Annotated in this window: 25 protein-coding genes; 14 read left to right on the top strand and 11 right to left on the bottom strand. The window is 66.6% G+C overall.

Translation table 11 applies throughout. The features are described from left to right. Nucleotides 1-7 precede the first annotated feature (7 nt). From AB0I19_RS25380 to AB0I19_RS25390, 3 genes are read left to right on the top strand one after another with little or no spacing between them, the layout of a single operon-like run. Entirely contained in the window at nucleotides 8-967 is a 960-nt protein-coding gene (locus tag AB0I19_RS25380) for a TIGR03557 family F420-dependent LLM class oxidoreductase (protein WP_357151739.1), read from the top strand. A 7-nt stretch (nucleotides 968-974) separates the two neighbouring features. Further along, a complete protein-coding gene (locus tag AB0I19_RS25385) occupies nucleotides 975-1,754 on the top strand; it encodes a DUF72 domain-containing protein (RefSeq protein ID WP_357151741.1) in 780 nt (259 codons plus the stop codon). Further along, nucleotides 1,751-2,368 carry a UdgX family uracil-DNA binding protein gene (locus AB0I19_RS25390; RefSeq protein WP_357151744.1) on the top strand — a complete coding sequence of 206 codons (618 nt, stop codon included), beginning with the start codon at nucleotides 1,751-1,753 and terminating at the stop codon, nucleotides 2,366-2,368. Before AB0I19_RS25385 ends, AB0I19_RS25390 begins: the two co-directional genes overlap by 4 nt. Here AB0I19_RS25390 and AB0I19_RS25395 read toward each other — a convergent pair whose 3' ends face one another. After that, on the bottom strand, nucleotides 2,369-4,402 hold the full coding sequence (locus AB0I19_RS25395) for a CocE/NonD family hydrolase (RefSeq protein ID WP_357151746.1): 2,034 nt from the start codon (nucleotides 4,400-4,402) through the stop codon (nucleotides 2,369-2,371). It abuts the gene before it with no gap. 146 nt (nucleotides 4,403-4,548) lie between these two features. Between AB0I19_RS25395 and AB0I19_RS25400 the strand changes: the two genes are divergently transcribed. Together AB0I19_RS25400 and AB0I19_RS25405 are read left to right on the top strand one after the other, a co-directional pair. Further along, the gene (locus AB0I19_RS25400; RefSeq protein ID WP_067486909.1) at nucleotides 4,549-5,193 is read left to right on the top strand and encodes a TetR/AcrR family transcriptional regulator; all 645 of its coding nucleotides are present in this window, start codon (nucleotides 4,549-4,551) and stop codon (nucleotides 5,191-5,193) included. Nucleotides 5,194-5,667: 474 nt separating this feature from the next. After that, entirely contained in the window at nucleotides 5,668-6,537 is an 870-nt protein-coding gene (locus AB0I19_RS25405) for a hypothetical protein (protein WP_357151749.1), read from the top strand. Nucleotides 6,538-6,628: 91 nt separating this feature from the next. Here the strand turns inward: AB0I19_RS25405 and AB0I19_RS25410 are convergent, their stop codons facing one another. Beyond that, a complete protein-coding gene (locus AB0I19_RS25410; protein WP_357151752.1) occupies nucleotides 6,629-7,777 on the bottom strand; it encodes a transposase in 1,149 nt (382 codons plus the stop codon). 175 nt (nucleotides 7,778-7,952) lie between these two features. Between AB0I19_RS25410 and AB0I19_RS25415 the strand changes: the two genes are divergently transcribed. The 3 genes from AB0I19_RS25415 to AB0I19_RS25425 are packed head-to-tail and all read left to right on the top strand — an operon-like array spanning nucleotide 7,953 to nucleotide 9,937. Beyond that, nucleotides 7,953-8,171, top strand: coding sequence for a three-helix bundle dimerization domain-containing protein (locus AB0I19_RS25415; protein WP_067642265.1), 219 nt, complete (start codon nucleotides 7,953-7,955; stop codon nucleotides 8,169-8,171). Nucleotides 8,172-8,228: 57 nt separating this feature from the next. Beyond that, nucleotides 8,229-9,314 (top strand): S-(hydroxymethyl)mycothiol dehydrogenase, encoded by a 1,086-nt coding sequence (locus AB0I19_RS25420; RefSeq protein ID WP_067486903.1) that lies wholly within the window; start codon nucleotides 8,229-8,231, stop codon nucleotides 9,312-9,314. Next, nucleotides 9,311-9,937, top strand: coding sequence for an MBL fold metallo-hydrolase (locus AB0I19_RS25425; RefSeq protein WP_357151755.1), 627 nt, complete (start codon nucleotides 9,311-9,313; stop codon nucleotides 9,935-9,937). Before AB0I19_RS25420 ends, AB0I19_RS25425 begins: the two co-directional genes overlap by 4 nt. A 25-nt stretch (nucleotides 9,938-9,962) precedes the next feature. On the opposite strand, the gene AB0I19_RS25430 is transcribed toward AB0I19_RS25425, so the two are convergent. Further along, nucleotides 9,963-10,352, bottom strand: a complete 390-nt coding sequence (locus AB0I19_RS25430; RefSeq protein WP_357151758.1) for a DUF6223 family protein — start codon at nucleotides 10,350-10,352, stop codon at nucleotides 9,963-9,965. A 533-nt stretch (nucleotides 10,353-10,885) separates the two neighbouring features. On the opposite strand from AB0I19_RS25430, the gene AB0I19_RS25435 reads away from it, so the two are divergent. Continuing rightward, nucleotides 10,886-11,974, top strand: coding sequence for a sensor histidine kinase (locus AB0I19_RS25435; protein ID WP_357151760.1), 1,089 nt, complete (start codon nucleotides 10,886-10,888; stop codon nucleotides 11,972-11,974). After that, a complete protein-coding gene (locus tag AB0I19_RS25440) occupies nucleotides 11,971-12,633 on the top strand; it encodes a response regulator transcription factor (protein WP_357151762.1) in 663 nt (220 codons plus the stop codon). The genes AB0I19_RS25435 and AB0I19_RS25440 overlap by 4 nt, the downstream gene beginning before the upstream one ends. Before the next feature lie 10 nt (nucleotides 12,634-12,643). On the opposite strand, the gene AB0I19_RS25445 is transcribed toward AB0I19_RS25440, so the two are convergent. Then, nucleotides 12,644-13,027 (bottom strand): nuclear transport factor 2 family protein, encoded by a 384-nt coding sequence (locus AB0I19_RS25445; RefSeq protein ID WP_357151765.1) that lies wholly within the window; start codon nucleotides 13,025-13,027, stop codon nucleotides 12,644-12,646. Nucleotides 13,028-13,104: 77 nt separating this feature from the next. Between AB0I19_RS25445 and AB0I19_RS25450 the strand changes: the two genes are divergently transcribed. Then, nucleotides 13,105-13,686, top strand: coding sequence for a TetR/AcrR family transcriptional regulator (locus tag AB0I19_RS25450; RefSeq protein WP_357151768.1), 582 nt, complete (start codon nucleotides 13,105-13,107; stop codon nucleotides 13,684-13,686). Nucleotides 13,687-13,712: 26 nt separating this feature from the next. Here AB0I19_RS25450 and AB0I19_RS25455 read toward each other — a convergent pair whose 3' ends face one another. The 7 genes from AB0I19_RS25455 to AB0I19_RS25485 all read right to left on the bottom strand — a co-directional run bounded on the left by AB0I19_RS25455 (nucleotide 13,713) and on the right by AB0I19_RS25485 (nucleotide 17,805). Continuing rightward, on the bottom strand, nucleotides 13,713-14,048 hold the full coding sequence (locus AB0I19_RS25455; protein ID WP_357151770.1) for a hypothetical protein: 336 nt from the start codon (nucleotides 14,046-14,048) through the stop codon (nucleotides 13,713-13,715). A 26-nt stretch (nucleotides 14,049-14,074) separates the two neighbouring features. After that, nucleotides 14,075-15,316: an oxygenase MpaB family protein gene (locus AB0I19_RS25460; protein WP_357151773.1), complete on the bottom strand. Its 1,242-nt coding sequence runs from the start codon at nucleotides 15,314-15,316 to the stop codon at nucleotides 14,075-14,077. 397 nt (nucleotides 15,317-15,713) lie between these two features. Further along, nucleotides 15,714-16,112 (bottom strand): DUF4870 domain-containing protein, encoded by a 399-nt coding sequence (locus AB0I19_RS25465; RefSeq protein ID WP_357151775.1) that lies wholly within the window; start codon nucleotides 16,110-16,112, stop codon nucleotides 15,714-15,716. Nucleotides 16,113-16,182: 70 nt separating this feature from the next. After that, nucleotides 16,183-16,602 (bottom strand): hypothetical protein, encoded by a 420-nt coding sequence (locus AB0I19_RS25470; protein WP_357151778.1) that lies wholly within the window; start codon nucleotides 16,600-16,602, stop codon nucleotides 16,183-16,185. A 92-nt stretch (nucleotides 16,603-16,694) separates the two neighbouring features. Then, nucleotides 16,695-16,922, bottom strand: coding sequence for a hypothetical protein (locus AB0I19_RS25475; protein WP_357151780.1), 228 nt, complete (start codon nucleotides 16,920-16,922; stop codon nucleotides 16,695-16,697). Beyond that, nucleotides 16,919-17,575, bottom strand: a complete 657-nt coding sequence (locus tag AB0I19_RS25480) for a sigma-70 family RNA polymerase sigma factor (protein ID WP_357151783.1) — start codon at nucleotides 17,573-17,575, stop codon at nucleotides 16,919-16,921. Before AB0I19_RS25480 ends, AB0I19_RS25475 begins: the two co-directional genes overlap by 4 nt. Beyond that, complete coding sequence (locus AB0I19_RS25485) at nucleotides 17,572-17,805, bottom strand: hypothetical protein (RefSeq protein WP_357151786.1); 234 nt, start codon at nucleotides 17,803-17,805, stop codon at nucleotides 17,572-17,574. Before AB0I19_RS25485 ends, AB0I19_RS25480 begins: the two co-directional genes overlap by 4 nt. A gap of 87 nt (nucleotides 17,806-17,892) precedes the next feature. Here AB0I19_RS25485 and AB0I19_RS25490 point away from each other — a divergent pair, with 87 nt between their 5' ends. From AB0I19_RS25490 to AB0I19_RS25500, 3 genes are all read left to right on the top strand, one after another. Then, nucleotides 17,893-18,378, top strand: coding sequence for a hypothetical protein (locus tag AB0I19_RS25490; RefSeq protein WP_357151789.1), 486 nt, complete (start codon nucleotides 17,893-17,895; stop codon nucleotides 18,376-18,378). Nucleotides 18,379-18,466: 88 nt separating this feature from the next. Beyond that, entirely contained in the window at nucleotides 18,467-18,691 is a 225-nt protein-coding gene (locus AB0I19_RS25495) for a hypothetical protein (RefSeq protein ID WP_357151792.1), read from the top strand. Nucleotides 18,692-19,324: 633 nt separating this feature from the next. After that, entirely contained in the window at nucleotides 19,325-20,719 is a 1,395-nt protein-coding gene (locus AB0I19_RS25500; RefSeq protein ID WP_357151794.1) for an ATP-binding protein, read from the top strand. The last annotated feature ends 57 nt before the right edge of the window (nucleotides 20,720-20,776 follow it).

Below are 20,776 nucleotides of genomic sequence, written 5' to 3' on the forward strand. Positions count from 1 at the left end.
GTTCGCCATGCAGATCGGATTCAAATTGGCGGCCGAGGCCTTCGACCCGAACGAGCTCGTCCGCCAGGCCGTTCGGGCCGAGTCCGTCGGCTTCGATTTCGTCGAGATCAGCGACCATTTCCACCCGTGGCTGGACAATCAGGGCCATTCACCGTTCGCCTGGTCGGTGCTCGGCGCGATCGCCGCGCGCACTGACAGCCTCGAGCTCGCGACCGGCGTGACCTGCCCGATCATCCGCTACCACCCCGCGATCATCGCCCAGGCAGCCGCCACCACGGCGCTGCTCTCCAACGGCCGCTTCACCCTCGGGATCGGGTCCGGTGAGCGGCTCAACGAGCACGTGGTCGGCCAGGAATTCCCGCCGGTGCTGGTTCGGCAGCGGATGTTGCGCGAGGCGCTCGAGATCATCCGCCTGCTGTGGCGGGGCGGATATCGCAATTACGACGGTCGATACCTGTCGCTGTCGGACGCGCGGATCTTCGATCTGCCGGACACACCGCCGAAGATCGCTGTCGCGGCGGGTGGTCCACGTGCGGCCGAGATCGCCGCCGAACTCGGCGACGGCCTGTTCGCCACCGAACCCGATCCCGATCTGGTGCGCACCTACCGGGACTCCGGCGGCATGGGGCCACGCTACGTGGAGGTCGGTGTCGCCTTCGATCCCGACGAGCGCAAGGCCGCCGAGGCCGCGCTGTCGACGAATCGGTGGATGACCGGCGGCTGGAAAGTGATGAGCGAGTTGCCGAATCCGGTGAACTTCGCCGCCGCGTCGACCACTGTGCGAGTAGACGACATGCTCGAGGCGATGGTCTGCGGCAACGACCCCAAACGCTATGTCGAGGCTGTCCGCAAGGCCACCGACGCCGGCTTCGACCGGGTGGTGCTGATGAACGCGGGCCCGGACGTCGACGCGTTCCTCGATTTCTACAGCAGCGAACTGCAACCGCTGTTGCGCGCGGAGGGCTGAATCGGCGATGCCCCTGCGGATAGGTACCTCCGGCTGGCAATACCGTGATTGGCGCGGTGTGCTGTATCCGCAGGGGCTGCCGATGCGAAGCTGGCTGGAGCATTTCGCGCAGGCCTTCGCGACGGTGGAGTCCAACAACGCCTTCTACCGGCTGCCGAGCCGGGAAACCTTCGCCGCGTGGCGCGAGCGCACGCCCGCGGATTTCGTTGTCGCGGTGAAGGCCAGCCGGTTCCTCACCCACATCAAACGACTGCGCGAGCCGGAGGAACCGGTGCAGCGCCTGCTCGATCGAGCCGAGGGCCTCGGCGACCGGCTCGGTCCGATCCTGTTGCAACTGCCACCCACCCTGCGCGCCGACGCGGGCCTGCTCGACGATTGCCTGCGCTGTTTCCCGTCCTCGGTGCGGGTGGCGGTGGAACCCCGACACGAGTCGTGGTGGACCGACGAGATCCGCGATGTCCTGTGTGCACGCGGAGCCGCGCTGTCCTGGGCGGATCGTGATTCCCGGCCGGTGACCCCGCTGTGGCGCACCACCGATTGGGCGTACCTCCGCCTGCACGCCGGTCGCGCCAACCCACCGCCGCACTACGGCAGGCAGGCGTTGAACGGTTGGGTGCACCGCCTGCTCGACACTTTTCCGGCCGACGCCGACTGCTACGTCTACTTCAACAACGACCCCGGCGGGGCGGCCGTGCGCGACGCCGTCACCTTCGCCCACCTGGCCGAGGGCGCGGGCGCCGAGGTGACCCGCGTGCCGGACCTGTCCACCCAGCGAGCCGCCTCATGACCACGACCAAATACCCCGGTGCGGCCGAGTACGTGCCGAGCACCGACGACCTGGCCACCCTCGCGGCCGCCGCCGACGCCTGCCACGGTTGCGACCTGTATCGCGACGCCACCCAGACGGTATTCGGCGAGGGCGCACCGCACGCAAGCACCGTCCTGATCGGTGAACAACCCGGCAACGAGGAAGACCTCGACGGCCACCCGTTCGTCGGCCCGGCCGGACGACTGCTCGACCGCGCGCTCGACGACATCGGGGTCGACCGGAAAACGCTCTACCTCACGAACGCGGTGAAGCACTTCCGCTTCGAGCAACGCGGCAAACGCCGCATCCATCAGCAGCCCCGCCGCACCGAGATCGTCGCCTGCGCACCCTGGCTCACCCGCGAATTGGACCTCATCGCACCGGAGCTCGTGATCTGCCTCGGCGCCATCGCCACGCAATCGGTACTCGGCCCGAAGGCCAAGGTCACCGAATTGCGTGGCCGCACGGTCGAACTCGAACATTTCCGGGTCGGCGCGACGGTGCACCCGTCCTCGGTGCTGCGGGCGACCGACCGCACCCACGCCTACGCCGAGTTCGTCGACGACCTGACCCACCTGTTCGAGCGGGCCTGATCACCAGCCGGGATCGACATCCATCGGCACATTGATCCAGCTCGGCCGCGCCGGGTCGAGCTCGAGGTGCTGGGTCCGCAGACCGCTCTCGTTCAGCAACGGCCGCAGCGGGATCGCGCTGGGGAAGTTGCCCGCGAACACGTCGACACGCAGGCGGTGCCCCGGTAGCAGCACACCGTCGGTGGCGCGGATGCCGATCTCGATGGTCGTCGGCTCACCCGGCACCGTCGGCTGACGGGTGTCCAGCGTGAGGATGGGGTACGGGTCGGTGTAGTCGCCGTTGGGCGAACGGGTGGATTTCGCCTCGTCGATCGCGCGCAGCGACGCCATCAGCTGACCCTGCGACCAGACCGTCGAACGTCCGTCCGGCGCCACATCATTGACGGTCACGGTCCAGTACCCGTCGGTGGTGTCGAGCACCGTGTTCAGGTGCGCGGCGATCGCCCCGGAGATCCGTGTCGGCTTGTCGACCGGCGCGGTGGTGAAGGTGAGCGCGGCGCCCTCGCTGATCCGGGCATCCTTGGCACACACATCCGGCAGCGGAACGAGTCCGGCGGTGCCCTGCGCGGCATCACGCGAACATATCGTCGACAAACTCGGATCCACCGAAAGACGCTGAGCCCCACCGGGAGCGGTGACAAGGCTGCCGTCGTGACGCGCACCGGGCGCGGTTCCCGACGACGCGGCGTCCAGATACATCCGGCGGTATTCCATGCCGGGACGCGGGAACGCCACATCGGTGGTCCACTGCTCGCTGCCCTGCTGCCACAGCGTCACCGGGTCGTACCGGTCGATGCCGTTGTCGATGCCCTTGAGCCACTTGTCGAACCACGCGCGCTGCAATGCCTCGAGCGGCGCGGGCGCACCCGGCTGACCGAGCCCCGAGCTCACGGTCACGTGGTACACGTTGCCCATGATGAGCTTCTTCTGCTCGGCAGGCACATCGAGCGCGTTGTAGATGCGCGGGGTCGAGTAGGTGAAGATGTCGTGCCACCCGCCGTAGAGGAACGCGGGCACCTGAACCTTCTCCGGCTGGCCGACCCACGCGGTGCGCAGCGCCGAATCGTCGTCGAGGATCGCCGACATCTCCGGCGGGATCTGCTCGACGGTCGGGGTGGTCAAGGCGGCGATGAGCACATTGAAGAAGGTGAACGGGTCGCGCACCCGGTCGGCCAGCCATACCCAGTCGAACTTGCCCGCGAGGATCGACACCATGTCGGGCAGCAATTTGGCGCCGTCGACCGCGAGCAGCCAGGCCGGGATGAAGCCGACGCCGAGCGCGCCACCGGGAGCGGCGACATCGCGGATCAGGTCGCTACCGGGCACCACCGGGAAGATCGCTTTCAGTGCCTCGGGCTGGCTCTGAGCGGTGTGTAGCTGGTTGATCCCCGAATAGGAGATGCCGCTCATCCCGATCTTGCCGTCGGACCAGCGCTGTTTCGCCGCCCAGTCCACCACCTCGACACCGTCGAGCTGCTCGCGTTCACCGAACACCTGCCAGGTGCCCTGCGAGAACCCGGTGCCACGCACGTCGACGACCACCTGGGTGTATCCACCGCGGATCAGATTGCGGTCGACACCGAAGGTGCGCGCGGCGCCGCCGGGCAGCGCCTTCATCATGTCGCTGAGGCTGCTGAAGCCGAACGGCGAGAAGTCGAGGTTCTGCAGGACCGGCATCAGCAGATCCGACAGGCCGGGCACCGCGAGCGCCGAGTCCGCGATGTTGGACACCAGCTTGGTGTAGGGCGTCATATTGACGATCGTCGGCGTGGGTTCGGCGATGGGCTGACCGTCGGCACCGGCGGGGTGATAGACGTTGGCTTTCAATACCGTGCCGTCGCTCATCGTGATGGGGACGTCCCACTCGATGAAAACGTTGGGGTACTGCTGGGGCCCGGTATGGGTTGCCACGAATTGGGCATCGAGCCCCTCGGCGGCCGGGGCGGCCGAACCCATCGGCGCGGACGCCACCGCACCTGCCAATACGACGACCGACGCCATCAGCGCCGCCAGTCGCCCACGATATTTGCCCATACCTCGACGTCAGCCCTCCCGCTATCGGGAACCGTGTCGTTCCCGTACCGGAAAGTAACGTAGCCTGTGTCACACGCGATCGCAACGATGTGCTCTCCGCCGCCCGCCGACCAGCGTCGTCACCCCGACCTGACACAATCACCCCTGTGACTGCGCCCGGATTCGACGCCGACGGTCGCCGGTACCGGGGCGCCGCTCCCGGGCAACGCCAGCAGGAACGCCGCGCCCGGCTCATCGAAGCCGCCACCGAGGCCTTCGGCACCGAGGGCTACCGCAACACCACGGTGACCACCATCTGCGCGGCCGCCGGTGTCGGGAAGCGATACTTCTACGAATCCTTCAGCGACAGTGAGGATTTGCTGCTCGAGGTGTACCGCGAGATCGCGGCGCGGATGATCGAGTCGATCCACGCGGGCATCAGCACCGCCGACACCGATGTGACGACTCAAGTCCGGGTGGCGCTGGCCGCCTACTTCCAGCTCATCCACGACGACCCGCGCGTGCCGCGCATCGCCTTCTTCGAGATCCTCGGCGTGAGTCCCGCCGTCGACCGGGCTTACCGCGATGTGCTCGACGCGCTGGTCGACATCTGCCTCGCCCTGCTCACCCCGCACGTCGACCACGACGCGCACCCGGCGGTGAGCGTGCGCACGGTGCTGCTCGGGCTGGTCGGGGCGATTGTCATCATCGCCCAGCAGTGGGTGCTGTCGGACTACCGTCAGCCGATCGGTGATGTGGTCGACAGCGCGTGCCTGGTGGTCGGCGCCGTGCTGGAACGCCTCAGCCCTTAGCGGCCGGCTCAGGGCACCGTCAGCACGGCGAGCCCGACGAGAACATCCACCAGGCCGCAGAATTCGGCGAACGACCGGGCGACGGTGCGGTCGGCGCGACGATGCCCGTAGTCCCACAGGCCGTGCGCGATCCAGCCCGCTGTCCGGCAATCGGTTCGGTTCGGAAGCCTTCCGCACTTCCCGTTCCGACATCGAGCACCTCCACTGGTCACCACCAGCCGGGCGGTGGTAACCGCACGACCTGCCCGCATCGGGCCGTACAACAGTCTGCTCGCACCCGCCTACATCGGTCGAGCGGAAAGCAAGTGAAATGGCCTCCGCCTCGGGTCCGGCCGGGGCACGGGTGCCGGTAGCGCCGGGATGAACAGCGGGCGACCATCGCGTTCGCCGTATTGCCTTGTTCGGCAAGGTGAGTCGAGACTTGGGCCACGCCCGCGCCGTTCTGTGCGATCCAGCCGAGCCGAAAGACCCGCGATGCCCTTTCTGCTGATCTCCGGTGTCTTCGTTGCCAAAGGCGCTGCGCCCGACGGTGATTCGGTGCGGTTTCGTCCCGACGATCCGGCCCTGTGGGACCGGGTCGGCGGCCCGCACCGGGTCAAACGCAATGCCTCGGGTGCCGCCCAGTTGCGGCTGGACGGCATCGACTCCCTCGAGACGCATTACACGCCCCGCCACGGCACCCGCACGCATCAGCCGTTGCCGCTGGCGCGCGCCGCGGCCGACGAGTTGCTGGCATGGCTCGGCTTCACCGGCGTGGTCCGCAACGACAGCGAGACCGTGACCAGCGCCGACCAGGCCGAGGTGCCCGGATTCATCCTCACTCGCGGCGCCGATCTGCACGGCCGGTGCGTGGCGTTCGCCGGGCGGGGGCCCGCACCGGGCAGCTCCGGTGCCGAGCTATTCGTCGACGTGGCGCTGCTCCGGCTCACTCTCAACCACCATCAGCTGGCGACCGGTCTGGCCTATCCCACGTTCTATCGCAGCCTGTTCCCCGCCCTGCGCGCGGAGTTCACCGCGGTGTCGGAGGCCGCGGCGGCCGGTTCGCTCGGCGTGTGGGCTGCCGACGCCACCACGACCGGTGCCGCCATCACCTCGCCGAGTTCCCTGTCCGACGACATCGTCGTGCTGCCGAAGTTGTTCCGCCGCCTCGCCGACTACCTCGAACTCGGCGACGGCGACCTCTCCCTCGACGGCTTCCCCGCCTTCCTCGCGCAGGCTGCCGACCGCTTCTTCATCATCTCCACCGGCCACTCCACCACCGGCTTGGACGCGATCACCGTGATCGACGGGTCAACGGTTCGCCTCACCCACCCGCCGACCGATCTGGTTTTCGACGAGAATTGACGTCCTCTCCATCTTGAAGGGTGGAGATTCCTACGAGCACCCTCTTGGGCGCTGTCGGTGGGTTCCTGTTTCACAGGGACGTGCCGTCCGCTTACGCGGCGGGACTTACCGTCCCTCCGCAGGCGTTTAGCCTCTCGGCCCGTCCGGCCGCGAGGATGTTTCGTGCCGCGTTGAGATCGCGGTCGTGAGTGACACCACAGGCGCAGGTCCATTCACGCACATGCAGCGGCTTGGCCTCACCAACTACCCCGCACGCCGAGCAGAGCCGGGTCGAGGGAAACCAGCGATTCACTCTGCCGAAGGCCCGCCCGTACCGGGCAGCTTTCTGCTCGAGCATGCGAACGAACATGCCCCACCCGGCATCGTGGACCGACTTGGCCAACCGCGTGCGCGCCAGTCCCTTGATGCACAAGTCCTCCACATACACCGCTTGGTTGTCGCGAATGATCCGTGTCGAGTGCTTATGCGCCCAATCCCGGCGTGCATCGGCCACCCTCGCGTGCGCGCGAGCCACCTTGACCCGAGCCTTGGCCCGGTTGCTGCTGCCTTTCTGCTTGCGCGAAAGATTCCGCGCAGCCTTGGCGAGTCGGCGTTCGGCCTGACGCAGAAACCTCGCACTGGTGATCGTCGTGCCATCCGACAGCACCGCGAACGTCGCCAACCCCAGGTCGATACCCACCTCGGCCTCGGTCGGGGGCAACGCCTGATCGTCGGTGATTATGACGAACGACGCGAAGTACCGGCCAGCGCTGTCGCGGGTGACCGTGACCGACGACGGATCCGACGGCAACTCCCGCGACCAGGCAACCTTCAACTCGCCGACCTTCGGCAACCGCAGCTTCCTACCGGCCGTCACCGCAAAACGCGCGTTGCGCGTAAAACGGATCGACTGCCGAGAGTCCTTGCGGGACCGAAACCGCGGGGGCGCAACCGGCGCACCTCGACGCTTTCCGGCAACCGACTGAAAAAAGTTGCGGTAGGCGGTGTTCAGGTCGGCCAACGCCTGCTGCAACACCACCGACGACACCTCACCGAGCCAGGCACGTTCCGGATCCTTCTTCGCCAGCGTCAACCGCTTCGATAACTCCGCGTCCGAGATACGCTGCTTGCCCTGTTCGAATGCCGCCTGACGGACAGCCAACCCGTCGTTGAAGACAACCCGTGCGCACCCGAACGCCCGTGCCAGCGCGTTGCGCTGGCGCGGCGTCGGGTAGACGCGGAAGTTGTACCGGAGCTGCACAAACCACAGCGTAGACCGGCACCGAGTCTTCGCGATCGGCATCTGCCCGCATTACCGACATCATGCTGGCAGTGGGTGAGGATTCGACTGTGAGCCACCACCGCCATCGAGAACGACGCACAAGGCGACCTGGGATCAGCTGTTGCCCGGCGCTCGGATCGGGTAACCCACCGATATGACTACTCACGAGCAGCAGCAACTCGACGAGGTCATCGAACGGTTGACCATCCGGTACCCGAACATTCCCCCCGAAGAGATCACCGACATCGTGCGCGAGACGTACCAGCATTTCGGTTCGGCCCAGGTGCGCGACTTCGTTCCCCTGCTCGTCGAGCACCACGTGAAGGACGAGCTCGGCACGCCGACCGGGGACATTCCGCCGATCCCGGATTGAATCCGGCGCGGGCCCGGCTAGCGTGGAGGCCACCACGCAAACCATTAGGAGGTCCGCATGCCTGAATCAGTGCGCGGTGTCGTCGCTCTCACGAAGAACGCGCCCGTGGAAACCGTCGACATCGTGATTCCCGACCCGGGACCGCACGATGTGGTGGTCCGGGTGCAGGCGTGCGGGGTGTGCCACACCGATCTGCACTACCGCGAGGGCGGGATCAACGACGAGTTCCCGTTCCTGCTCGGGCACGAGGCGGCCGGTGTCGTCGAATCGGTCGGCGAGGCGGTAACCCACGTGGCCGAGGGCGATTTCGTCGTCCTGAACTGGCGCGCGGTCTGCGGCGAGTGCCGTGCGTGTCGGCGTGGCCGCCCGTGGTACTGCTTCGACACCCACAACGCGAGCGTCCCGATGACGCTCGCCGACGGCACCCCGCTCACTCCGGCGCTGGGTATCGGCGCCTTCGCCGACAAGACCCTGGTGCACGAAAAGCAGTGCACGCGAGTCGATCCCGGAACCGATCCGGCCGTCGCGGGCCTGCTCGGCTGCGGTGTGATGGCCGGTATCGGCGCCGCCATGAACACCGGTTCGGTCTCGCGCGGCGACAGCGTCGCCGTGATCGGGTGCGGCGGTGTGGGTGACGCCGCGATCGCCGGTGCGAATCTCGCGGGCGCGGGCACGATCATCGCGATCGACCGTGATGCGCGGAAGCTGGAGTGGGCCAAGGAGTTCGGCGCCACGCACACGATCGACGCAACCAGCGGCGACGTGGTGGAACAGATCAAAGACCTCACCGACGGTTTCGGTGCCGACGTGGTGATCGACGCGGTCGGCAGGCCGGAGACCTGGAAGCAGGCGTTCTACGGCCGCGATCTGGCGGGCACCGTGGTGCTCGTCGGCGTCCCGACCCCGGACATGAGCCTCGACATGCCGCTGATCGACCTGTTCTCGCACGGCGGTTCGCTGAAATCGTCGTGGTACGGCGACTGCCTGCCCGAGCGCGACTTCCCCATGCTCATCGACCTGTACCGGCAGGGCCGATTGCCACTGGACCGGTTCGTCACCGAACGCATCGGCATCGACGACGTCGAGGCGTCCTTCGCCGCCATGGGCGAGGGTCGCGTGCTGCGCTCGGTGGTGGTGTGGTGAGCGCCCGCATCGAAAAGGTCGTCACCTCCGGCACTTTCAGCCTCGACGGCGGCACCTGGGACGTCGACAACAATGTGTGGCTGATCGGTGACGACGACGAGGTCCTCGTGATCGACGCCGCCCACGACGCCGACGCCATCGCCGCCGCCGTCGGCAACCGGAACGTCACCGCGATCCTGTGCACGCACGGTCACAACGACCATGTCACCGTCGCCCCCGACCTGGCCTCCCGCCTGGACGCCCCCATCCTCCTGCACCCCGGCGACGAACCGCTCTGGCGGATGACCCACCCGTCCGTCGGCTACCGCTCACTCGACGGCACCGACCGGATCACGGTGGCGGGCACCGACATCGACATCCTGCACACCCCGGGCCACTCCCCCGGTTCGGTGTCCCTGTACGCCCCCGACCTCGCTGCCCTCTTCACCGGCGACACGCTGTTCTCCGGTGGGCCGGGGGCGACCGGCCGATCCTTCTCCGATTTCGACACGATCATCGATTCGATCCGGGACCGTTTGCTCACCCTCCCGGAGGACACGACGGTCAACACCGGCCACGGTGACAGCACGACGATCGGGGCGGAGAAACCATCGCTCGCGGAGTGGATCGCGCGAGGTCACTGAGCTCGGGCGAGGACGGCCCGCCTCGTCAGCCGACGCGGCGCGCGCGGGCGAGCGAAAGTCCGCCGACGACCACGCTCGCCAGCCCGAAGGCAATCGCCACGACACCCCCGCCGAGACCGTTCCCGGTGCCGAGTCCTCCTTCGGCCGTGGCGACCACCCAGGCGCCACCGATGATGGCGATCAGTCCCGCGATCAGAGCGAATACCGCTCTGATCGCGGCCGGCCGGGCCAGCGCCCAGCCACCCGCGAGCACACCGAGCAGGCCGATGACCGCGGCCGAAGACGCGACGAGTCGACCGGAAGTCATGCCGTAGGACGCGGCGAGCGCAGTCGCCGCCGAAGCGGGTGCGGCCGTGCCGACGGCAAGCGGGGCGGTGACAGCGAATGCAGTCAGGGTGCGAATCGAGGTGGACATGATGTTCTCCTTTGGTGGACGTGTCAGTGAGATGCACGACCGGGCGGTCGCTGCTCGCGCCGAAATCGATGTGGACGCGGCACCGGCACCGGTCGATCGCCGACCGCGAACCGGAGGCGGAATCACCGGGTGGCGACGATCGACCTGCTTCGGAGTACGCCTGGCACGAGCGGCGCAGCCCACGAGCCGATGTGCCGCCGTCGACCTCCCCGGATGTCGAGGAGCGTCCAACCGCCACGGGTGGTGGCGATCGGTTTTTGGAGTGCGCCGGCGGGCTAGCGATATCGTCCACCGCGCCGATGTGCCGCCGTCGCCGCCCGCTTCGTGCCGGAGGTCGTCGGCGATCAGTTCAAGAATGGCCGAACAGCAGGGGTCAGTCATCGTGCCGCAGTAGGCAATTCGTAATGCTGCGGATGCGGTACCGATGGGGCGGGGCGGGACCGTTCTTCGCTCGGAGTACCGCGTTCGTGGTAGTCGACGAGTCACCCTGCCGGACGACGCGGTCGGCGGCTGGTCCGGGCTAGGGTGCACAGATGAGCAGGGCACGGGTGGCCGACTGGGTGGTCGCCGTCGGTGTGGCGGTGGCACTGCTGGTCACCGGGGTGAGCCGGGCGCATGGCAGCCCCGAGTGGCTCGGCTACGCGCTGCTCGTCGCGAGTGGTCTGGCCTTGGCCGGGCGTCGGCGTGCACCGGTGGGTGTGCTGTTGGTGACCGGGTTGTGCGCGGTGGGTTATCAGGCGCTCGGCTTCGATGTGCCCGTTGTCGCGTTCCTGTTCGCGGTGTATTTCGCGGTGCGCGCCGGGCACCATCTCGTGACGGTGATCGCGGCGGTCGCCCTGATCGTCACGTTGCCGCTAGCCGCGATGATCACTCTGGACGACACCGCCGCGGCCCTCGCTCGCGGTCGCGACGCACTCGAACTCGCCTGGTTGATCGCGGCGGGCGCGGCCGGTGAGGCCCTGCGGCAGGCCGAGCGCCGCGCCGACGAAGCCGAACGCACGCGTGAGGAGACCGCGCGTCGCCGGGCCGACGAGGAACGTCTGCACATCGCCCGGGAGCTGCACGACTCGCTCACCCACCAGATCTCGGTGATCAAGGTGCAGTCCGAAGCCGCCGTGCACGTGGCACACAAGCGCGGCGAGGACGTGCCCGCCGCCCTCCTCGCCATCCGGGACGCGGGCCGAGAAGCTGCCCGCGACCTGCGGGCGACCCTGACCGCCCTGCGCGACGACGAGGCACCACGTCCCGGCCTCGCCCACCTCGACGACCTGCTGGAACGCGCACGCGCAGCCGGGGTGGACACGTCGTTGACCGTCGAGGGCAACCGCACGGACGTGCCGGTGGCCGTCGACCGAACTGTGTACCGCATCGTGCAGGAAGCACTCACCAATACCGCCCGCCACGCCGACGCGACGGCCGCGAAGGTCCGCGTCGACTACCGCGCGGACGGTCTCGTCGTCGACGTCGAGGACAACGGCCGCGCAGCGCCCACCGCCACGGGCGGGGTCGGGCTTCTCGGCATGCGTGAGCGGGTCACCGCACTCGGTGGACGCCTGCATACGGGGCCACTGCCGACCGGCGGTTTCGCCGTGCACGCCGAATTACCCTTGGAGCGATCGTGATTCGCGTTCTGCTGGTCGACGACCAGCCCCTGATCCGCAGCGGGTTTCGCGCCCTGCTCGACATTGAGGACGATATCGAGGTAGTCGCCGAGGCCGGTGACGGTGGCGAAGGTGTCGACCTGGCCCGGTCGCACCTGCCCGATATCGCGCTCGTCGACATTCAAATGCCACACGTCGACGGCATAGAGGCGACCCGCAGAATCGCCGCCGACCCCGCTCTCGCCGGCGTGCACGTGGTCATCCTCACTAACTACGGTCTCGACGACTACGTGTTCGAAGCACTCCGCGCGGGGGCGGCCGGTTTCCTCGTCAAAGACATCGAGCCGGAGGACTTCCTGCACGCCATCCGGGTGGCCGCCCGCGGCGACGCCCTGCTCGCTCCATCCATCACCCGGCGCCTCATCGCCCGTTACGTCACCGATCCACTCACTCCCCCAGCGGATTCCGCACTGGAAGAGCTCACCACCCGCGAACGCGAAGCCGTAGCCCTGGCCGCCCGTGGCCTGTCCAACGACGACATCGCCGCCCAGATGTTCATCAGTCCCCACACCGCCAAAACCCACCTGAACCGGGCCATGACCAAACTCCGCGCCCGGGACCGAGCCCAACTCGTCGTCTTCGCCTACGAATCCGGCCTGGTAACTCCCCGCAACCACTGACACCGACCGATCAGGCCGCTCGGGTCAACTGCTCGAGCCGGCGCATCCTGCCGTCCTGCGTGAATTCACCGAAGAGGAAGACCTCGGTGGTGACCGGCCCCGTGGTGCGCATCGTCGCGTGAATGGTCATCCGGGCGGCGATCCGATCGCCCTGCGCGACTGCCTCGTGGACCTCGAACCGGTACTCGCGCAGGTTCTTTCGCACCGGACGGAGGTGGGCGATCAAGCGGTCGCGGTCGATCCTGATCCCGTAGGCCACCTGCACGGCATCAAGTGTGTGGAACCGGTCGATCACCTCGGCCGGATCGTTGTCGATGTTCAACGCCGCCGCGGTGAACCGGGTGTAGAAGTCGGCGATGAACTGCTCGGGCGAGCGGGGCGGGGCAGGGGTCACGGCACTCCAGACGTAGAATTCTTACAACGCTGTAAAGTTTACGCACGACGGAACAACTTTGACAAGGGTGTAAGACTTTGACCGGAATCCGGGAACCGAAGCGGCGCGCGGACGCCACGCGCAGCAGAGCGGCGATTCTCGACGCCGCGACCCGACTGCTCGCGACACAGCCCGACGCGGGCATGGCTGCCATCGCCGCAGCCGCCGGTGTGACACGCCAAACGGTGTACGCGCACTTCGCCTCTCGGAACGACCTCATGAATGCCGTCGTCGATCACACGACTGCCCGAGCTACCGAGGCAATACTCGCGGCCGACCTCGACAACGGGTCACCCACCGACGCATTGCTGCGGATGCTCGACGTGGGGTGGAAGTTCTTCCGCGCCGCTCCCCTCAGCTACCACGTCGGCGCGTTCGCGCGTGAACGGGACGAGAAGCAGCAGGCTCCCGTCAACGACCGACTGCTCGGGCTCGTGATCCGCGGCCAACAGGAAGGTGAGTTCGACGCCACCGTGCCGGCCCAGTGGCTGGTGGCCGCGATCGTCGGTGTTTCCCACGCCGCCGGTGACGAGGTACGAGCCGGAAGGATGACACAGCCCGAGGCAGAGACTGCGTTGCGCGACAGCGTGCTTCGACTGACCGCCGCCGGTTCACGGTGAGTCACTCCGGCGGCGGTCGAATCGATTCAGCTGTGCGGCAAGGGCTCCGGGTTCGCCACGGCGTAGTGGGCGCGCCCCGGTGAGCACGGGCTGTAGAGCGACGACATGGTGGCGAGGTCGCAGATTCCGCTGGTCAGCATCTGGAAGGGTGTGATGCCGAGCAGGACGATGAGGCCGATCAGGTCGCCGTTCTGGGCCAGATAGACCGCCGACTGCGCTGCCGCCGAGCCGGCGTCGGCTGCGGACGAACCGGTTTCGGATTCGGTGGCGATAGGTGCCGGTTGCGCGGCGGCGGTGGCCGTCGCGGTGAGGACGCCGGTCGCGACGATCGCGGCGGCGGTGAGGCGGAGGGTGGTACGCATAATGCTCCTCGGTCGGTACGGGCGGATCAGCGTGGGGGGACGCTCATGTCGCGGTTCATCGTGGGGATCTCGATGCTGATCGGTAGGCGCAGTTCGGCCAGGTAGGTCAGGGCCGCCTTGCGCAGGAACTCGTCGAGCAACCAGTAGGCATCGCCTACCGGCGGGACGGCACCGAGCACGCCCTCGCGCACGGCGATGAACGGGCCCCAACTGAAGCGCAACAGCGGATCCCAGACGGGCTCACGCGGGATGGCGAGGCCGTCGGCGATCTTGTCACCGAGCAGGAACCGGGTGAAAGAGCCGAGTACCGGCTTCGTGAGAATGGCCAGGTCGATATTGGCGCCGAGACTCAGCAACCGGTCGGCGAGTTTTGCGCCCTCCGGGGTGGCCGCCAGAATCGGGTCGAGAACCTGTGCCGCTTGGGAATTGGCGGCGGGCCACGACTTCGGGATGTATTCGTCGCGCACGCCGAGCATGTGCGCGGCCACCTGCCAGGAATGCAGGAACGCTTCGGATTCGTGGTGCGGGATCGGCACCTTCCAGTTGTTGAGGTGCTTCATCACCGTCGTCGGCAGGCTGTGCCAGGTGACCATGATGTCGTTCTGGCTGATCGGCACGTCCTCCTCGGCCGATTGCACCCAGTGCGGCGACTGCGGCAGCAGATGCCGAACCGCCGCGTGAACCAGACGGGTCTTCACGCAGGTGATGATCATTTCGCCGTCGGCGGCATAGGCATTGTTGCTACCGATGTCGTAGCCGAGTTTGGCGGTCTTGGAGATACGGTCCTCGAGGTCGTGCCCGCCCTTGGAGTAGTAGACCGAGCGCGCTTCCTTCGGGATGACGGTGCTCATCATCCCGCTGGCGAACCCGTACAGCACACCGAGATACAGCCCGCGTTTCTTGTTGAATTCGATCGCGGTGTTCAGTTTCCCGTAATCGGTCCACTGCGGCATCCGCCGCGCGTATTCCATGAAATCCCTTAGCTCCGAGGGCAATCCGTCGGGCAGGGGTTGACCGTTGCGAGTCCAGGTGCGCAGCAGTTCGTTGACCCGCGGCACCTGACCGCTGTCGATCAGCCGTGCCACCACCGGGTCGGCCTCGGGATCCCACACCGTCAACGGGTCGACCCCCGACCCCGACCCGGCGACCGATTCCTCCGGCGACCAACTCCACGGCTCCGCCCGCGCCGTCGTCGCCAACCCCAACGCCCCCAGCGCCCCGAGGACGCCACCAGCTTTCAGCGCATCACGCCTGTTAAGTCCATCCATTGCGTCACTCCTCGTCGAGTACAAGCACACCGCGACCGCAGGGAACGACCGATTCAGGCAGCCCGAGCACGCGCGGAATGAGTATTAACTTAACAGCGACGATCGACGCTGTGCAGGCGTTTTGCCGACGACGGTCGGCGGCGCTCGATCCCAGACCACAACGGGCCATTTGGCCGTAACTTCTCCGAATGCAACCTGTTCTAGCCATATTTTCCACACCCGTGTTGTGAGCTGCGACGGTCTTGCGCAACGCAGAAGGTCGCTGCGCACAGCGCCGATGACGCCTTGCATCGACCGAAACAGTCAGTCACATATGGCCGGACGCCCGCATGCCGACGGCCCGAGATGGGACTCGGGCCGACGGCTGCTGGGTGTCGTGGTCGCTTCGGATACGCGGCTACTTGATCGAGCCGGCCAGCTGATCGGCGTAGGGGGCCGTGAACTTTCCGACGATGGGAAGTTCGGCACGGACACCGCCCTTGTTGTTCGCCCCGACCATGGCCATGATCCAGACGACGAGCGCGAAGATCCCGAGCGCGAGCCCGGCGAGGCTGAAGATGATCCCCAGGGCCCCGAGGAGCGAGCCGGCGATACTCAGGACGATGTTGAGCACCGAGACCGCGCCGAAGAAGACGATCGACTGTGCGGCATGGAATTTCACGTCCGGATCGTTCCTTCCCACGAAGAGGAAGATGATTCCGGTCAACCAGCCCAGCGCGTACGACAGGATCGCACTGGTCTTCTTGTCCAAGCCGGTGGACGGGGGCTGGTTCGGGGGGAGCTGAGAAGATGTCATGGGTTCAGTAGACGGTGCCCTCGCCGCCTACCGATCCCAACTTTCGACAAAACCCCCAGGTCGCAGAGGTTCAGGACCGGGCGGGCAGTCCGTTCGGGTAGGCCCAGGCCAGGCGGGTGAGCACCAGGGCCGCCGCCATGAGGCCGAAGTCGCGCAGGGCGATATCGCCGTAGCCGCCGACCATCAGCAGGTCGACGATGATCGCGCCCAGCCAGACCGCGACGAGCGGGGCACCGAGCCGGGGCAGCAGCAGAACCGCGATGCCCGCGACGATTTCGATCACGCCGACTATCTGCATGGCGGTGTTAGCGTCACCGGGGGCGAGAGTGTCGAACGAGTCGGCGAGATAGCGGGTCCAATCAGCGGTGAGGAGGGTGGTGAACTTGTCGATGCCGAACAGGATCGGCAGGATGCCGAACCCCAGCCGCAGAGCCCAGAAGGCTTGGTAGCCGGGGTCTTTGACGGACACAGCGCGATCGGTGGCGGTCATGGTGTCTCCTCGAAGTGGGCGCGGTCGAGCGTCGGGCCGCGCGGAATATGGTTCGCAGTGTTAGTTGCGGGCGGCGCGCCGTTTCTTACCGCTCAGGACCTGTTCAGATCCTGAGCGAGCAGCTCGCGCAGGGTCTGCTCCTCCTCGGCGCACGCGCCGCAACCGGCCAGATGGGTGCGCATGGCCGGGTCGTCGTACCCGGGGTCGGCGAGGCGGTGCTCGACATAGACGTCGATGCGGTCGAAGCACTCGTCGCACGACAGATAGGGGCTGGTGTCGGTCAGCAGGGCGTCGATCACCGTGGGAGTCGGATCGGTCATGGGGTGCTCCGATCGGGACGGTTGTCGAGATGCCCGCTCGCGATCAGGGCGGCGCGCAGCTTCCGGCGGGCATCGTGGAGTGTCTTGTAGAGGGCGTTGCGGGTGCTACCCAGCCGCTCGGCCAGCACGTCGATCGGCACCTGCTCCACCACCAGCGACAGCAGGATGCGGCGTTGGTGCGGCGTGAGTTCGCGGGAAATGGCCGCTTCGAGCGCGCGAGCGAGATCGGCGGCACCGGCGAGGGCGTCCGGGGTGGGTGCGGGGTCGATGTGCCAGGCGAGTGCGTCGGGCAGCAGGATCTCACGATGCCGCCATGCCTGCCTGCGCACGGCCACACCCGCGATGTTGACCCCGAATTTGTAGGCCCAGGTGGTGAACCTGCTCCGCCCTTCGAAGGTCGAAAGTCGTTGCAGGACAGCTACGACCGCATCGTCGGCGCACTGCTGGGCCAGGTCTTCCAGTTCGGCGGCGCCCGCGCCGGGCAGCAGGTCGCGCAACCGCCAGATCTGATGCCGGGTGGCGCGCAGCAACACCTCGCGCAACCGCCGCACCGCGTGCCGGCCCGCGGGTCCGTCGTCGACCAGGTCGGTGAGCCATTCCTGATCGGCGTCCGGCCGCGCGACCCCCGAGGTGGTGGGCGGCAGCGTACTCATCGCGGTTTCCCCTGCAACGGCGCCAGGATCCGCACCGCCAGCTCCGGCGCACAGCCCTGGTCGACGAGCTGCGACAACGCATGCACATCGACCTCGGGATCGGACGTCACCGTCTCAGCCAACCACGGTGGAAACCCCGACGCCACCAACCAACGGCTGCGCCATTCCCGCACCTCCCCGGGCACGGTGTCGACCGCGGGCAGCGCGGCCTGTGTGAGTTGAACAGTCATGATCTCTTGGTGTCGCGCGACACCGATTTCTTACCGGGTTGTTCGCTAGGCATTGGCGGGTCGCGAGGCCCGTGGTAGGCATGGGACATGTCCACGCCGGACGATCCACGTGACGCCTCCCGGTTGCACCGCCTCGCGGGCCGGTGGGCCACCAACGGCCACGTCCTGGCCGACCCACCGATACCCGTTCTCGGTTTCGACACCTACGATGTCTTCCCCGGCGGCCACTTCCTGGTCCACCACATCGACGTCACCGTCGGCGACCAACCGGTCCGCGGTATCGAGATCATCGGCGAACCCGACCCCGACGGCCCCGCCTTCCTCGCCCGCTCCTACGACAACACCGGCAGCACCGAACTGATGCGCGTGGAAATCGTCGACACCAACACCTTCCACTTCACCGGCGGCCCCCAGACAGCCACCCCCGCCGCCCCCACCGACACCGAAACCGCCGCCGTCCGCTCCACCCTCACCGTCGCCCCCGACGGCACCTCGATGACCGCCCTGTGGGAACGCTCCGAAGACGGCACCACCTGGCACCCCTGGATGCACATCGCCTTCACCAAGCAATGACCGAACTCACGGGCAGCGATAGAACTCAACCGAGGAAGGCCGACTCGTGAAGGACGGACGACCTTTTCGCCAACCCGCCCGAGTAGCCATGCACCTGAACGGTGGCTCCACCAAGGTCGTGCTGGAGGGCGTCACCGGCGAGTCCGGAATCACTCGCGACATCCCCACCCGAACCATCCCCCTCCACCTCCGAGCCATCGGAACCCGCGTACTCCTCGTCGGCCACTTTCAAATCCCAGAAACCGACGACTCCGCCGAGGACATCAGACGCGCCCTGCAACACCCGGAAGTCCTCGACTCGGGCGCCGCCTAATGACATTCCCGTTCCGCCCCGGAATCCCACGCCCTGACTCTAGGGACCCTTCTTGTCGACGCAACAAAAAGCCCCCTACCGCTGCGGTAGAGGGCTTTACTGCTCCCCCATCTGGACTCGAACCAGAAACCTGCCGCTCTAGATGCTTTGTGTTCCAACGGGTTTCAATGTTGCTCAAGACAGCCTGTCACCTGCAGGTTTGGCTTTCGACGTCTTCCCGCTGGATCCCGCTCGGTCCCATTGATTCCCGTTGAATCCGTGTTGTTTCCGTGTTGTGGGTTAAGTCGGGTACACGCGGCACTACGAGCGCCCTTCGAGAAGCTCGGGATCCCCACCCCTGTACCCCTGCTGCAAGGGCCACTGACACAGATGTGGTCATAGCCGGTGTGCACCGGGTCGCGGGGCGAACTTGAGATCGCGGTGTCCAGATCAGCAGACTCTTCCTTATTCGTTTCGGCAAAATCGAGACCTGGTCCGGACCAGGAGCCCGCACGGTCCGAACTAGGCCGTGATTCCTCGCAGCCCTTCGTTCGGCCGATGCGGCTGACACAGTCGAGCCCAGGTCGGCGGCAGATACATGCTTTCCAGTGCCGTGTTGGCCTCTTTTGGTTCTGATGGTGGTAGGAAGCATGAATGCAGACCTTCCCGCGGCTGACAGCGGTGTTCGGAGTGCCTGTCGCTGAGCTGACCGCAGCATCGATCGACCGAGCGATCGCTAATCAGGTTCCCGAAGCTGGTGACCTCGATTGGAAGCAAATGTTGTATCCCGATACCTCGGAGGGCAGAGGAGAGTTGGCGAAGGACGTGGCAGCGTTGGCCAACGCATCCGGCGGAATCCTCGTCCTTGGTGTTCAGGAAGACGGTAGTAGCCGCGCATCTGCATCCACACCGGTGGCGGTGAGCAACAGCGAGACCGAGCGGATGCAAAAGATCTGTCAACACTTAGTGCGCCCATTCCTGCCAGGGGTGAAGGTTCGTCCCCTTCACCTGGCTCCGACCTCGGGCTACTACGTGATCGTAGTTCCGCGAAGCCCCGATGCACCGCATGCGGTAGTGAATGGCAACAAGGGGCACCTTCTGAGCTATCCGCTGCGTGATGAAGCCACGACTCGCTGGCTCGGTGAGGGGGAGATCGCGGCACGCTATCGCGATCGTTACGCTAGCCGGGCTGAAAACGGAGCTGCACTGGACCGCGCTCATGCGGAAGGCGTGGCGCGTCTGACTACCGGGAGGCCGTGGATCGCGGTTTCGCTGCACCCGTCAGTGCCCGCCTACCGCGCTTCAGGCGCACATGTACTCGCAGCTATTGACGGTTTTGTCTCATCATGGGTGCAATACTTTGCTCCGCCGACAGGGCCGTTCATTGGCTCTAAGAAGGTAGCACCGGGCGTTCGACGCGCGATGGTGACAGGAGCGGACGACTACCGCGGGTCGGCTTCGGAGTATCCGCATGCTGAGCTTCATTACAACGGTGCAGGGTTCGCGGCCTCTCCGGTGCTGACCATCGACGATAGCGGTGCTCTCTCAGCGGTGGTCGAGCAGAACGGTCAGTCGGCGCGAATTCCCCAGGATCTCATGGAGTTTTACCTGTTCGGTCTGATATCGTTGTTGGCTCACCATGCCGTTAACTCAGGAGCAGCCAACGACTGTGAGTTACAGGCCCAGCTGGTCCTGCCCAAGTTCCCGGCGAATGAGCGCATCAGTCGATCAAGCGAAATGTATGGGCCGGTGTCGTGGTCCGAAGGCAGCGTTATGGACGAATATGAGCGCGTGCGCGAGGCTCTCCCTCTTGCTACACAGGGTACTCCAACGCGGATCACTATGAATCTGGACGAGTTGGTATCCAGCCCAAGGATGGTCGTCAGCGCGGCATACACTCTGGCGACCGATATCCTCGGTGAATTCGCGATCGCAAATCCGTGCGTTCTGCGGTCTGACGGCTATCTTGATCTAAGTCGTACGATGAAAGGACGACGGGCCGAATTCGCGCAGTGGGCAAAGAAGCACCACCTCCTCGATTTGCCGTAGGCACTGGCCGCAGTCGTTAGATGTGATCAAAGCGGCGACTTCCGCGTGCTGGGCTAG

This window comes from Nocardia sp. NPDC050413, assembly GCF_040655475.1.
GTDB lineage: Bacteria > Actinomycetota > Actinomycetes > Mycobacteriales > Mycobacteriaceae > Nocardia > Nocardia coubleae.

Bases quoted from the DNA above. Each gene is read 5' to 3' on its own strand.
- AB0I19_RS25465 (WP_357151775.1), bottom strand. From the start codon at position 16,112: ATGACATCTTCTCAGCTCCCCCCGAACCAGCCCCCGTCCACCGGCTTG.
- AB0I19_RS25480 (WP_357151783.1), bottom strand. From the start codon at position 17,575: ATGAGTACGCTGCCGCCCACCACCTCGGGGGTCGCGCGGCCGGACGCC.
- AB0I19_RS25485 (WP_357151786.1), bottom strand. From the start codon at position 17,805: ATGACTGTTCAACTCACACAGGCCGCGCTGCCCGCGGTCGACACCGTG.
- AB0I19_RS25420 (WP_067486903.1), top strand. From the start codon at position 8,229: ATGCCTGAATCAGTGCGCGGTGTCGTCGCTCTCACGAAGAACGCGCCC.
- AB0I19_RS25435 (WP_357151760.1), top strand. From the start codon at position 10,886: ATGAGCAGGGCACGGGTGGCCGACTGGGTGGTCGCCGTCGGTGTGGCG.
- AB0I19_RS25385 (WP_357151741.1), top strand. From the start codon at position 975: ATGCCCCTGCGGATAGGTACCTCCGGCTGGCAATACCGTGATTGGCGC.
- AB0I19_RS25430 (WP_357151758.1), bottom strand. From the start codon at position 10,352: ATGTCCACCTCGATTCGCACCCTGACTGCATTCGCTGTCACCGCCCCG.
- AB0I19_RS25415 (WP_067642265.1), top strand. From the start codon at position 7,953: ATGACTACTCACGAGCAGCAGCAACTCGACGAGGTCATCGAACGGTTG.
- AB0I19_RS25470 (WP_357151778.1), bottom strand. From the start codon at position 16,602: ATGACCGCCACCGATCGCGCTGTGTCCGTCAAAGACCCCGGCTACCAA.
- AB0I19_RS25380 (WP_357151739.1), top strand. From the start codon at position 8: ATGCAGATCGGATTCAAATTGGCGGCCGAGGCCTTCGACCCGAACGAG.
- AB0I19_RS25500 (WP_357151794.1), top strand. From the start codon at position 19,325: ATGCAGACCTTCCCGCGGCTGACAGCGGTGTTCGGAGTGCCTGTCGCT.
- AB0I19_RS25460 (WP_357151773.1), bottom strand. From the start codon at position 15,316: ATGGATGGACTTAACAGGCGTGATGCGCTGAAAGCTGGTGGCGTCCTC.
- AB0I19_RS25395 (WP_357151746.1), bottom strand. From the start codon at position 4,402: ATGGGCAAATATCGTGGGCGACTGGCGGCGCTGATGGCGTCGGTCGTC.
- AB0I19_RS25455 (WP_357151770.1), bottom strand. From the start codon at position 14,048: ATGCGTACCACCCTCCGCCTCACCGCCGCCGCGATCGTCGCGACCGGC.
- AB0I19_RS25390 (WP_357151744.1), top strand. From the start codon at position 1,751: ATGACCACGACCAAATACCCCGGTGCGGCCGAGTACGTGCCGAGCACC.
- AB0I19_RS25495 (WP_357151792.1), top strand. From the start codon at position 18,467: ATGCACCTGAACGGTGGCTCCACCAAGGTCGTGCTGGAGGGCGTCACC.
- AB0I19_RS25475 (WP_357151780.1), bottom strand. From the start codon at position 16,922: ATGACCGATCCGACTCCCACGGTGATCGACGCCCTGCTGACCGACACC.
- AB0I19_RS25490 (WP_357151789.1), top strand. From the start codon at position 17,893: ATGTCCACGCCGGACGATCCACGTGACGCCTCCCGGTTGCACCGCCTC.
- AB0I19_RS25405 (WP_357151749.1), top strand. From the start codon at position 5,668: ATGCCCTTTCTGCTGATCTCCGGTGTCTTCGTTGCCAAAGGCGCTGCG.